Origin of the sequence: Micromonospora sp. WMMD558, from assembly GCF_049315255.1 — a bacterium.
Lineage (GTDB): Bacteria > Actinomycetota > Actinomycetes > Mycobacteriales > Micromonosporaceae > Micromonospora.
In genome coordinates, this window is sequence record NZ_CP186061.1 from 2306342 (window position 1) to 2318739 (window position 12398).

11 protein-coding genes and 1 riboswitch are annotated in these 12398 nt (G+C 75.6%); of the genes, 10 read left to right on the forward strand and 1 reads right to left on the reverse strand.

What is annotated here, in order from left to right; all coding sequences use genetic code 11:
* Window positions 1-7: 7 nt before the first annotated feature.
* From ACN26Y_RS11320 to thiC, 10 genes are all read left to right on the forward strand, one after another.
* Window positions 8-613 carry a class I SAM-dependent methyltransferase gene (locus ACN26Y_RS11320; RefSeq protein WP_155330249.1) on the forward strand — a complete coding sequence of 202 codons (606 nt, stop codon included), beginning with the start codon at window positions 8-10 and terminating at the stop codon, window positions 611-613.
* 39 nt (window positions 614-652) lie between these two features.
* Entirely contained in the window at window positions 653-2332 is a 1680-nt protein-coding gene (locus ACN26Y_RS11325; protein WP_155330250.1) for an ABC-F family ATP-binding cassette domain-containing protein, read from the forward strand.
* A gap of 16 nt (window positions 2333-2348) precedes the next feature.
* Window positions 2349-3317 (forward strand): aldo/keto reductase, encoded by a 969-nt coding sequence (locus tag ACN26Y_RS11330; protein ID WP_422734690.1) that lies wholly within the window; start codon window positions 2349-2351, stop codon window positions 3315-3317.
* 265 nt (window positions 3318-3582) lie between these two features.
* Window positions 3583-3691: riboswitch (TPP riboswitch) on the forward strand.
* On the forward strand, window positions 3686-4312 hold the full coding sequence (gene thiE, locus ACN26Y_RS11335) for a thiamine phosphate synthase (protein ID WP_155330251.1): 627 nt from the start codon (window positions 3686-3688) through the stop codon (window positions 4310-4312). Its footprint overlaps the riboswitch before it by 6 nt.
* Window positions 4306-5499, forward strand: coding sequence for a glycine oxidase ThiO (gene thiO, locus ACN26Y_RS11340; RefSeq protein WP_155330252.1), 1194 nt, complete (start codon window positions 4306-4308; stop codon window positions 5497-5499). The genes thiE and thiO overlap by 7 nt, the downstream gene beginning before the upstream one ends.
* Window positions 5490-5690 (forward strand): sulfur carrier protein ThiS, encoded by a 201-nt coding sequence (gene thiS, locus ACN26Y_RS11345; RefSeq protein WP_155330253.1) that lies wholly within the window; start codon window positions 5490-5492, stop codon window positions 5688-5690. Before thiO ends, thiS begins: the two co-directional genes overlap by 10 nt.
* Window positions 5687-6463 (forward strand): thiazole synthase, encoded by a 777-nt coding sequence (locus ACN26Y_RS11350; RefSeq protein ID WP_155330254.1) that lies wholly within the window; start codon window positions 5687-5689, stop codon window positions 6461-6463. Before thiS ends, ACN26Y_RS11350 begins: the two co-directional genes overlap by 4 nt.
* 71 nt (window positions 6464-6534) lie before the next feature.
* The gene (locus tag ACN26Y_RS11355) at window positions 6535-7143 is read left to right on the forward strand and encodes a thiamine phosphate synthase (protein ID WP_230688959.1); all 609 of its coding nucleotides are present in this window, start codon (window positions 6535-6537) and stop codon (window positions 7141-7143) included.
* Window positions 7140-7928 carry a bifunctional hydroxymethylpyrimidine kinase/phosphomethylpyrimidine kinase gene (gene thiD / locus ACN26Y_RS11360; RefSeq protein ID WP_422734691.1) on the forward strand — a complete coding sequence of 263 codons (789 nt, stop codon included), beginning with the start codon at window positions 7140-7142 and terminating at the stop codon, window positions 7926-7928. The genes ACN26Y_RS11355 and thiD overlap by 4 nt, the downstream gene beginning before the upstream one ends.
* Window positions 7929-7945: 17 nt before the next feature.
* Complete coding sequence (gene thiC / locus ACN26Y_RS11365; protein ID WP_366598261.1) at window positions 7946-9538, forward strand: phosphomethylpyrimidine synthase ThiC; 1593 nt, start codon at window positions 7946-7948, stop codon at window positions 9536-9538.
* Window positions 9539-9687: 149 nt separating this feature from the next.
* On the opposite strand, the gene ACN26Y_RS11370 is transcribed toward thiC, so the two are convergent.
* Window positions 9688-12330, reverse strand: a complete 2643-nt coding sequence (locus tag ACN26Y_RS11370; RefSeq protein WP_155330257.1) for a hypothetical protein — start codon at window positions 12328-12330, stop codon at window positions 9688-9690.
* Window positions 12331-12398: the final 68 nt, after the last annotated feature.

Here is a 12398-nt window from a genome sequence, read left to right on the forward strand (position 1 = left end):
CGCGCGTGTGACCGGCGACCACTACTTCACCCCCGAACCCGCGACCCCCGCCCAGCCGCGCGAGGTCGAGTTCTCCGTCGCCGGCCGCGACTACACCCTGGCCTCCTCCGGCGGGGTCTTCTCCGCCGCCCGCCTCGACCCCGGGACCGCGGTGCTGCTGCGCAAGGCGGAGCTGCCGGCTCCCGGCACCACCGGCGACCTGCTCGACCTCGGCTGCGGCTTCGGACCGATCACCTGCGTGCTCGCCACCTCGGCACCGTCGGCCACCGTCTGGGCGGTGGACGTCAACGAGCGGGCGCGCGAGCTCACAGCGGCCAACGCCGCCCGGGTCGGCGCGGCGGACCGGGTGCGCGTCGCGCCGCCGGAGGGCGTACCGGCCGACGTGACCTTCGCCGAGATCTGGTCCAACCCGCCGATCCGGATCGGCAAGGACGAGCTGCACCAGCTGCTGCTGCGCTGGCTGCCGAGGCTCGCCCCGGACGGCGCCGCCTGGCTGGTCGTCGCCCGGCACCTCGGCGGCGACTCGCTGCACCGCTGGCTCACCGAGCAGAGCTGGCAGGTCGAGCGGCACGCCAGCCAGAAGGGCTACCGGGTGCTGCGGGTCACCAGGTAATCGGTTGGCCCCCGCCGGGCCCTCGGGCAGGATGCCGGCGTGGGATACGTGGACGTGGCGGCCGTCGGGCACACGCTGCCCGACGGCCGGGAACTCTTCGCCGACGTGTCGTTCCGGGTCGGCGAGGGCGCCAAGGTCGCGCTGGTCGGGCCGAACGGCGCGGGCAAGACGACGCTGCTGCGGATGGTCGCCGGTGACCTCCCGGTGCGGCGCGGCGCGATCGCGCGTACCGGTGGGCTCGGCGTGATGCGCCAGTTCATCGGGATGATCGGCGATGAATCCACGCTCGCGGACCTGGCCCTCTCGCTCGCCCCGCCGGCCCTGCGCGACGCCGGCCGCCGGCTCGCCGAGACCGAGGCGGCCATGCGGACGGCCGAGGTGCGCGGCAAGTACAGCACCGCCGCCGGCAAGGCGCAGCTCGCGTACGCGGACGCGCTGGCCGCCTGGGGCGAGGCCGGCGGGTACGACGCCGAGGTGCTCTTCGACACCGTCGCCACGATCGTGCTCGACCTGCCCTGGGACTCCGCGCGGGACCGTCCCGTCCGGACGCTCTCCGGCGGCCAGCAGAAGCGCTTCGCCCTGGAACTGCTGCTGCGCGGCCCCGACGAGGTGCTGCTGCTCGACGAGCCGGACAACTTCCTCGACGTGCCGGGCAAACGCTGGCTGGAGGCGCGGCTCCGCGAATCCGGCAAGTCCGTGCTGTACGTGTCGCACGACCGGGAACTGCTGGCCCACACCGCCGACCGGGTCGTCGCCGTCGAGGGCGGCAGCGCCTGGGTGCACCCCGGCGGCTTCGCGAGCTGGCACGAGGCGCGGATCGCCCGGCACGACCGTCTCGACGAGCAGCGCCGGCGGTGGGACGAGGAGCACCAGAAGCTGCGCGAGCTGATGCTCATGTACAAGCAGAAGGCCGCGTACAACTCGGGGATGGCCTCCCGCTACCAGGCCGCCCAGACCCGGTTGCGCAAGTTCGAGGAGGCCGGACCGCCGCCTGTACCACCGAAGGACCAGGACATCCGGATGCGCCTCACCGGCGGGCGGACCGGGAAGCGCTCGGTGATCTGCGAGCAGCTGGAGCTCGACGGCCTGACCTACCCCTTCGACCTGGAGATCTGGTACGGCGACCGGGTCGCCGTGCTGGGCGCCAACGGGACCGGCAAGTCGCACTTCCTGCGGCTGCTCGCCCGCGGCGGCACCGACCCCGACCCGGCGAACGGACCGGTGGACGGCGCGGCGGCCCTCGCGCCGGTCACGCACGACGGGGTGGCCCGGCTCGGCGCCCGCGTGCGGCCGGGGCACTTCTCCCAGACCCACGACCGGCCGGAACTGATGGACCGGACGCTGGTCGACATCCTGTGGCGCGGCGACGAGCACCGCGCGGGTATGGACCGGCACGCGGCGATGGCGGCGCTGTCCCGGTACGAGCTGCCCGGCCAGGGCGACCAGCGGTTCGGCAGCCTGTCGGGCGGGCAGCAGGCGCGGTTCCTGGTGCTGCTGCTGGAGCTGTCCGGGGCGACCCTGCTCCTGCTCGACGAGCCGACCGACAACCTCGACCTGGCGTCGGCCGAGGCCCTCGAAGCGGGGTTGGCCGCCTTCGAGGGCACCGTCGTGGCCGTGACGCACGACCGTTGGTTCACCCGCTCGTTCGACCGGTTCGTGCTGTTCCGGGGCGACGGTGAGGTGGCGGAGGTTCCCGAGCCGGTCTGGGACGCCGCGTGATCCGGGCCGGAATAGGGTGGATCTCGTGACTGAGATGACGTACCGCCGGCTGGGCGACTCCGGGCTCGTGGTGTCCGTGGTCGGGATCGGCTGCAACAACTTCGGCCGCAAGCTCGACCTCGACGGGACGCGCGCGGTGGTCGAGGCCGCGCTCGACGCGGGCATCAACTTCTTCGACACCGCCGACATCTACGGCGAGCCGCAGGGCGGCTCCGAGGAACTGCTCGGGCAGGCGCTCAAGGGACGTCGTGAGGACGTCGTCCTCGCCACCAAGTTCGGCATGGACATGCACGGCGCCAACGGGCCGGACCACGGCGCGCGGGGGGCCCGGCGTTACATCATGCGGGCCGTGGAGGCGTCGCTGCGCCGGCTCGGCACCGACCACATCGACCTGTACCAGATGCACGAGCCCGACCCGGGCACCCCGATCGACGAGACGCTCGCCGCACTGGACGACCTGGTGACCGCCGGCAAGGTCCGCTACCTGGGCAACTCCAACTTCGCCGGCTGGCAGATCGCCGACGCCGACTGGACCGCCACTTCGCAGGGGCGCACCCGGTTCATCTCCGCGCAGAACCACTACTCGCTCGTGGAGCGCGGGGTCGAGGCGGAGGTCATTCCGGCGTGCGAGCGGTTCGGGCTCGGCATGCTGCCGTTCTTCCCGCTCGCCAACGGGCTGCTCACCGGCAAGTACAAGCGGGACCAGGCGCCACCGGCCGGCAGCCGTCTCGCCGGTGGCGGCCGGTACGCGCAGCGCTTCGCCGCCGCCGACTGGGACACCATCGAGGCGATCGAGGCGTACGCCGCCGAACGCGGTCTCACGATGCTCCAGGTGGCCATCGGCGGGCTCGCCGCCCAGCCGGCGGTGACCTCGGTGATCGCCGGCGCCACCACGCCCGAGCAGGTGCGCGCCAACGCCGGGGCGGGCACCTGGCAGCCCGGCGACGAGGACCTGATGGCCCTCCGCGCCGTCCTCGACGGCTAGGTAGGCGGCCCGGCGCCCCGCCCACCGGACGGGGCGGGGTGCCGGGCCGCGGCGCGAGGTGCCCTCGACCGGTCCCGATGGTGGTGCCGCCGGGAAGCGGCGGGGGCGACCGGCGGCGCGGCGGGCGCGGCGCGGAGGGTATCCGGACAGCATGTCGTGACCGGACGGTGACGCGCCGCCCCGACCGTCGTCGTCGGACGGTGAGCGGGAAAACGGCGACCCGCACTTGGCGGATCCGGGGGATCCGTCGTACGGTGACACGCGCAAGTGACCCACGGGAGCCCGGTGGACCGGGCTGAGAGGGGGGCTGTGAGCCCCCGACCGTCGAACCTGATCCGGGTAATGCCGGCGCAGGGAGGAGTGTTGCCGTGCCGTCCCTCGGGCGACTGCATCTCATCACCGACACCCGTCCCGGGCGGGATCCGCTCGCCGTCGTCCGGGCCGCCCTGCCGGTGGCCCGCGCCGAACTGGTCGTCCAGGTCCGGGTGACCGACGACGCGACCGACCGGGAGGCGTACGACCTGGCCCGCCGCGTGGTCGTGCTGTGCGCGCGGTACCGGGCGACCTGCCTGGTGAACGACCGCCTCCACGTGGCGCTGGCGGTGGGCGCCGACGGTGGGCACGTGGGCGCCGACGACCTGCCGGTCGGCGCGGCCCGTGCGGTGCTGGGTTCGGCGGCCGTCCTCGGCGCGACCGCCCGCGACCCGGGCACCGCCGGCGAGGCGGTCGCCGCCGGGGCCAGCTACCTGGGCGTCGGGCCGTACCGGCCCACCTCGACCAAGGACGGGCTCCCGACCGCGATCGGCGTGGCCGGAGTCCGGGCGGTCGCCGCGGCGGTCAGCGTGCCGGTGGTGGCCATCGGGGGAGTGACGGCGGAGGACGTGCCCGCCCTGCGGGCGGCCGGCGCGTACGGGGTGGCGGTGGTCGGCGCGCTCTCCGGGGCCGCCGACCCCGCCCGCGCCACCGCCGAACTGCTGAAGGCCCTGACGTGTTAAGAGGGGGCCCTTCCTCTACCGGAGGCGATAACAAGGGGCCCTTCCTTGCACCCGAGGTTGCGGTGGTGGGGGCCGGGCCGGTCGGGCTGGCGATCGCCTGGCGGTGCGCCGCGCGCGGGCTGCGGGTCGTCGTGCACGATCCGGCTCCCGGGTCGGGCGCCGCGTACGTCGCCGCCGGGATGCTCGCGCCGGTCGCCGAGGCGTACTTCGGGGAGCACGAGCTGACGGCGTTGCTCACCGCCTCGGCCGCCCGCTGGCCGGCGTTCGCCGCCGAACTGGCCGACGCCTCCGGCGCCGACCTCGGCTACCGCGCCGACGGCACCCTCCTGGTCGGGCTGACCGCCGACGACCTGGCCGAGGCCCGGCGGCTGTGGGCGTACCAGCAGGCTCTCGGCCTGCCGGTGGCCGCGCTGCGGCCCTCCGCGTTGCGGGAGCGCGAGCCGGCGCTGGCACCCCGGGTGCGCGGCGGCGCCCTCGCCGCCACCGACCACCAGGTCGACCCACGCCGCCTGGTGCCGGCCCTGCGGACCGCCGCCGAGCGGGCCGGCGTGACGCTGGTGGCCGGGGCGGTCCGCTCGCTGTCCGACGTGGCCGCCGACGTCACCGTGGTCGCGGCCGGCTGCGGCGCCGCCGCGCTGACCGGGCTGCCGGTCCGGCCGGTGAAGGGCCAGGTGCTCAGGCTCCGCGCGCCCGGCGGCGCCGCGCCGGGCTTCCGGCACGTGATCCGGGGGTACGCGGACGGCGAGCACGTCTATCTCGTCCCGCGGGTCGACGGCGAGGTGGTGGTCGGGGCGACCGTCGAGGAGCGCACCGACACGACGGTGTCCGCCGGAGCGGTGTTGCGCCTGCTCCGCGCGGCCGTCGACCTGGTGCCGGAGCTGAGCGAGTACGACCTGGTCGAGACGCTCGCCGGCCTCCGCCCCGGCACGCCGGACAACGCGCCGATCCTCGGCCCGCTGCCGGGCCGGCCGGACGTGCTCGCCGCCACCGGGCACCACCGGCACGGGATCGTGCTCACCCCGATCACCGCCGACCTGATCACCGACCTGATCGTCACCGGCGAGCCGGGCCCGCTGCTCGCCCCGTTCACGCCCGACCGCTTCGGACCCGGCACACCGGGTGCGCCGGGCGCTGCCGGTGGGCGCGTGTCCGGCGGTACGACCACGAAGGAGGAGCGGTGGAACTGACCGTGAACGGGGCCGGACGTACCCTGCCCGGCGGCTCGACCGTCGCGGACCTGGTCCGCGCCGTCACCGAGCAGGAGCGCGGCCTCGCCGTCGCCGTCAACGGCGAGGTGGTGCCGCGTGGCGGCTGGTCGGCGACGCCGCTGCGGGACGGCGACCGGGTCGAGGTGCTCAGCGCGGCGCAGGGCGGGTGACCGGCGTGGGTTTCGAGCTGGGCGACGTCACGTTCACCTCGCGGCTGGTCCTGGGCACCGGCGGGGCGGCCAACCTGCACCTGCTGGAGCAGGCGATCCGGGCCTCCGGCACCGAACTGGTCACGCTCGCCCTGCGCCGGGTGGACACCTCCGGCGGCTCGGGTGGTCTGCTGGACCTCCTCGACCGCTGCGGGGTGCGGCTGCTGCCCAACACGGCCGGCTGCTACACCGCCGGCGAGGCGGTGAAGGTGGCCCACCTGGCGCGGGAGGCGTTCGGCACCGACTGGGTGAAGCTCGAGGTGATCGGCGACGAGCGCACGCTGCTGCCCGACGGGGTGGAGCTGCTGCGCGCCGCCGAGAAGCTGGTCGCCGACGGGTTCACCGTGCTGCCGTACACCTCGGACGATCCGATCCTCGCCCGCCGGCTCGCCGACGTCGGCTGCGCGGCCGTGATGCCGGCGGGGTCGCCGATCGGGTCCGGGCTCGGGGTGTCCAACCCGCACCACATCCGGCTCATCCGGCAGAACGTGGACGTGCCGGTGATCCTGGACGCCGGCATCGGCACCGCGTCCGACGCGGCCCTCGCCATGGAGCTGGGCTGCGACGGGGTGCTGCTGGCCAGCGCGGTGACACGCGCAGCCGACCCGGTGGCGATGGCGACGGCGATGCGGCACGCGGTCGAGGCGGGCCGGTTGGCGTACCGGGCCGGCCGGATCCCCCGTCGCTTCCACGCCCTCGCCTCCACCCCGGACGAAGGCAGGCCGGAGCTGTGACGCCCCTGGCAGCGGCCGGTCTCGGCAGGGAACGGCCCCTGGCGGGGCCGCAGACCTCCAGGGTCTTCAGCGTGCCGGCCGGCGTCGTGCTGCTCACCGATCGGCGGGTGGCGCGGCGGCCGCTCGTCGACGTGGTGTCGGGCGCGGTGGCCGGGGGAGTGCGGTGGGTGGTGCTGCGGGAGAAGGACCTGCCCCGCCCCGACCGTGCCGCGCTCGCGGCCGACCTGCGCGCCGTCCTCGCGCCGGTGGGCGGCACCCTGGTCGTCGCCGGCCCGGACCCGCTCGACGGGGACGCCGTGCACCTGCCCGCCGCCGGCCCGTACCCGCCGCCGCGTCTCGGTCTGGTCGGCCGCTCCTGCCATGACCGCACCGAGCTCGCCCGACTCACCACCGAGGACTACGCCACCCTCTCACCCGTCTACCCCACGCGGACCAAACCCGGCTACGGCCCACCCCTCCACCCCCAGGGCCTGCGCACGCTGACCGGAGCGTGCCCCGTGCCGGTCCTGGCCCTCGGCGGCATCGAGACGGCAGAGCAGGTGCGCGCCTGCGTCCAGGCGGGAGCGGCGGGCGTGGCGGTGCTGGGTGCCGTCATGCGTTCAGCGGACCCGGCAGAGGCAGCGGGCGCCCTCACCAACGCCTTCGACCAAGCCGCTCGACAAGCAGGGGGAGAGCCGTGACGCCAACGACAGTCCTCACCATCGCCGGCTCCGACTCCGGCGGCGGCGCCGGCATCCAGGCCGACCTGAAGGTCTTCGCCGCGCTCGGGGCGTACGGCACCAGCGTCCTCACGGCCGTCACCGCGCAGAACACCCGGGGTGTCGACGCCGTCCTGCCGCTGCCGCCGCGCACGGTCGCCGACCAGTTGGGCAGTGTGCTCGCCGACTTCACCGTCCGGGCGGTCAAGACCGGCATGCTGGGCGCCCCGGCGATCGCCGACGTGGTCGCCGACGCGGCGAAGGACGGGCGGCTGCCGCACCTCGTCGTCGACCCGGTGCTGGTCGCGACGAGTGGCCACGCGCTGGGTGTGGTCGCGGCGGTGGAGCGGCTGCTGCCGTACGCGAAGGTGGCGACGCCGAACTGCGCGGAGGCCGCGGCCATCACCGGACGTCCGGTGTCCACGGTCGAGGAGATGGTGGCCGCCGCGGAGGCCCTCGCGGCCGGCGGCCCGGAGCACGTCGTGGTCACCGGCGGCGACCTGGACGCGGACGGCGAGGCCGTCGACGTGCTGCACGGCGGCGGCGTCACCACCCTGCTCCGCGCGCCCCGGGTGCGGACCCGGCACAACCACGGGACCGGATGTTCGTTCTCGGCGGCGGTCGCCGTCCGGCTCGCCCTGGGCGAGCCGGTGCCGGCGGCCGTCGCCACCGCCAAGGAGTACGTCACCCGGGCGCTGACCGGTGCCCGGGACTGGGAGCTGGGTGCGGGACACGGCCCGCTGGACCACTTCGGCTGGTCCGCTTGAGCGACAGGGAGGCTGTCATGCAGGCACGTCGCAAGGTCTACGTCGAGGGTTCGCGGCCGGACATCCGGGTGCCGTTCGCCGAGGTCGACCTCACCGGTGACAACCCGCCGGTACGGCTCTACGACACGTCCGGGCCGGGTTCGGACCCCGAGGTCGGGCTACCGCCGCTGCGCGGGCCGTGGATCGCGTCGCGCGGGGATGTGGCGCCCGCCCGGGGTGCGGGCACCCCGCTCGCCGGGGTGGACGGCAAGCGGCCGACGCAGCTCGCGTACGCCCGGGCGGGCATCGTCACGCCGGAGATGGAGTTCGTGGCGATCCGGGAGGGCGTGGCCCCGGAGTTCGTGCGCGACGAGATCGCGGCCGGCCGGGCGGTCCTGCCGTTGAACGTCAACCACCCGGAGTGCGAGCCGGCGATCATCGGCAAGGCCTTCCTGGTCAAGGTCAACGCCAACATCGGCACGTCCGCGGTGACCTCGTCCATCGCCGAGGAGGTGGAGAAGCTGACCTGGGCGACGCGCTGGGGCGCGGACACCGTGATGGACCTGTCGACCGGCAAGCGGATCCACGAGACGCGCGAGGCGATCGTGCGGAACTCGCCGGTGCCGATCGGCACGGTCCCGATCTACCAGGCGCTGGAGAAGGTCGGCGGTGACCCGGTGAAGCTGAGCTGGGAGGTGTTCCGGGAGACGATCGTCGAGCAGGCCGAGCAGGGCGTCGACTACATGACGGTGCACGCGGGTGTGCTGCTGCCGTACGTGCCCCTCGCGGTCGGCCGGGTGACCGGCATCGTGTCCCGGGGCGGCTCGATCATGGCGGCCTGGTGCCTGGCGCACCACCAGGAGAACTTCCTCTACACCAACTTCCGGGAGCTGTGCGAGATCCTGGCCCGCTACGACGTGACGTTCTCGCTCGGCGACGGCCTGCGGCCCGGCTCGATCGCGGACGCCAACGACGAGGCGCAGTTCGCCGAGCTGCGCACGCTCGGCGAGCTGACGAAGGTCGCGTGGGAGCACGACGTCCAGGTGATGATCGAGGGCCCGGGCCACGTGCCGATGCACAAGATCAAGGAGAACGTGGACCTCCAGCAGGAGTGGTGCCACGAAGCGCCGTTCTACACCCTCGGGCCGTTGACCACGGACATCGCACCCGCGTACGACCACATCACCTCGGCCATCGGTGCGGCGATGATCGGCATGTTCGGCACGGCGATGCTCTGCTACGTCACCCCGAAGGAGCACCTCGGCCTGCCGGACCGGGACGACGTGAAGGCCGGCGTGATCGCGTACAAGATCGCGGCGCACGCGGCGGACCTGGCCAAGGGGCACCCCGGCGCGCAGGCGTGGGACGACGCGCTGTCCAAGGCGCGCTTCGAGTTCCGGTGGGAGGACCAGTTCAACCTCTCGCTGGACCCGGAGACCGCGCGCGCGTACCACGACGCCACGCTCCCGGCCGAGCCGGCGAAGACGGCCCACTTCTGCTCGATGTGCGGGCCGAAGTTCTGCTCCATGAAGATCACGCAGGAGCTCAAGGAGTACGCGGCCCGCGGCATGAAGGACAAGTCCGACGAGTTCGTGGCCTCCGGTAGCCGCGTCTACCTGCCCCTGGCCTGACCGCACTGCCCGCCCGCCTGCCTGCCCGTCGGCCGGACGGCGGGCGGGCAGTGCATCCCGCCCCTTTGCTCTGCTTCAACGGGCGCAACGACATCACGCGGAATCTGTTGCGTGGGTTGAAGCAGAGCAAAGGAGGGCAGGCGGGTGTGTCAGTCGCGGTGGTGGCGGCCGGTCGAGCGTAGGGAGCGGCGGCCGCTCTCCTGCTCCGGCTCGTTGTCCGGCAGCGGCTTGCCCAGCCCGGCGACCCAGTCCACGAACTCCTCGTCCTGCGCCGCCAGCGGCTCCGCGTCCGACGAGGCGTCGGCCTGGTCGGCCCGCGACCGGTTGCGCCGGAACAGGCCGCGCCGCTTCGGCTCCGGTCGCCCCTCGGCGGGATCGGCCGCGGGGGCGCCGGCGACCTGCCCGGTCGCCGGTGACGAGGCGCCCGCCGGGCGGTTGTCGCCGCCCGCGAACGCGGCGGCCAGCCGGTCGGCCACGGACGCTGTGGAGTCCCCTCCGGTCGCCGGGCTCACCGGACCGGCGGCGGCTGCCGGCGACGCGTCACCACCGGTCGCTGCCGGCTGGCTCGCCACCGGACGGGTCTCCGTCGGGTCGGGGCGCCGGGCCGTGGGGAAGGCGTCCCAGGTGTCGGAGCTGGTCAGGTCCGGCAGGGGAGCCCGGTGCCGGGGCCGGGGAGCCGTCTCGGCCGTCCGGCCGTCGCCAGCACGGGCGGACCCGGGCGCTGGCGGGGTGAACGGATCCGGGGTGACCGGGCGCGGCGCCGGTTGCGCCGGCGCCGGTAACGCGGCGAACGGCTCCGGCCCGACCGGGGTGGGGGTCGGGCGGGGCGGCGTGACCGGCGTGGGATCGGGGCGGGACGACGGGTCCGGCCCCACCTGGGTGGGCGCCGGACGGGCCGGAACGGCGGGGGTCGGTGGCGTGGGAGGGGGCCCGGACGGTACGGGGCCACGCGCAGCGGCCGGTGCCGGGCCGCTGCGGTCGGTGGCCGACTGCGGGGTGTTTGCGGGTCGGGTGGGGGGTTGGTCGGCGACTGCCGGCTCGTCGGCGGTCGGGGATGCGGCAGCGGCCGCCTTTGCCGGCGTGGCCTTCGTCCGGCGACCACGGCGTGGCCGGGGTGCCGTCTCGCCCTTTGCCGGAGCCGCGTCCGGCACCGCCGCCGGCGCCGCCCGGTCCGCGGCCTTCGCCCGGCCTCCGGTTCGCGGCGGATTCCCCGCCGGCACGACCGGCCCGGCCGTGTCGTCCGTTGCCCTGGCGGGCCGGCCTGCTCCGTCCGCCGACCTCGCCGGGCGGGCTGCTTCGTCCTGAGGCGTGGCCGGCCCTGCGGCGCCGGCCGCATCCGCTGTCGGCCCGGCCGGTGTGGCCGCCGCCGGTGTGGCCGGCCCGGCCGCGTCAGCCGCACCGGTTGCCGGCTCGGTTGCCGCGCCCGCCGGTGCGGCCGTGTCAGCAGCGCCCGTCGCGGGCTTCGCTGCGCTGCCCGCCGGCCCGGCTGGCCGGGCACGCTCCGTCGGCGGGCCTGCCGGCGCTGGGGGTGCCGGGGGCCGGGCTGAGGGCCCGGACACGACGGCCGCCGGCGCCGGCGGGGCGGTTGTCGGCGTCGACGGGGCGGTTGTCGGCGCCGGCGGGGCGGCTGCCGGCGTCGACGGGGCGGTTGCTGCGGCGGCGGAGGAGGTTCGACCCGGGGTGGGCCAGTCCCAGTGGGCCGGGGTGGGACCGCCCGGCGTCTCCGGTGCCCGTCCACCCCGCCCGGTGCCCGGAGCATCTCCGCCGCCGGCCGGCGTACGGGCGTCGTCGATCTGGTGACCGGCGTCGCCCGCCGTACCGGCGGACGGTGCGGTCGCCGCGGTTCCGGGCAGGGGCGGACCGGCCGGCAGCGGCCGCAGGATGTCGGTGGGCTCGATCGCGCGGGCGGCCGGCGTGTCCGCGCTCACCGCCGCCGGGCGCTCCACGAGCGGCCAGCGCAGCAGGGCGGCGGCGGCCGAGCCGAGCGCGCCCGCGGCCACGGCGAGCAGGGCGCCGTAGTACGGCGTGGTCTGGTAACGGTCGACGCCACCACCGGGGCCGGCGGTGAGGTAGGCGAACGCCAGCAGGGCCGGCCCGGCCACCCCGGTCAGACCGCCGATCAGCGCGGGATGTCCGCGCCAGCGGGCGAGGGCGCCGGTGGTCGCCCCCGCCAGGAGCGCCACCAAAGGCAGGACCAGCAGCGCCAGGCGCTGCGCCGCCGCGGTGCCGAGCCACGCCGGCTCCAGCACCCCGAGGCGGACGGTGGTCAACGGGCCGGTGGCGGTGAGCGACGGGGTGACCGAGACCAGGGCCAGCAGCCAGACGACGCCGGCGACCAGTGCCATGTTCCAGCCCAGCGGTGGCCGGACCAGGACGGCGAGCGCGGCGCCCGCGCCGGCCCCCGCGCCGAGGATCGCGCAGATGGCGACTGCCCAGACCGGGTCCATGGAGATCAGTTCGGCGGCCCGGGCCGGCTGCATGCAGAGCGGTGCGACGACCGTGGCGCCCAGCGCGGCGGCGCCCGCGACGGCGAGTTGCCGCGCGGTGCCGGTCAGCGGCCCGTCCCGGCGGGCCAGGCGTTCGGTGAGTACCGCACCGATGACGGCGGCGTTCGCCGCGAACCAGCCGACCCAGGCGAGCTGGGCCGGCCACTGGTTGACGGTGCCGCCGGTGAAGACGCCGGTGAGCCGTACGACGCCGAAGCCGAACGCGACGCCGAGCTGGCCGGCTCCGGCCAGCAGGCTCACGCCGAGCGCCGTGAGCAGCAGTCTGCCCAAGGTCCGATTGGCCATGTCCGGCACGTTACGGTCCGGTGCGCCCGATCGCCACCGGCACGCCGTGCGGCCCGGCAGCCCTGCCG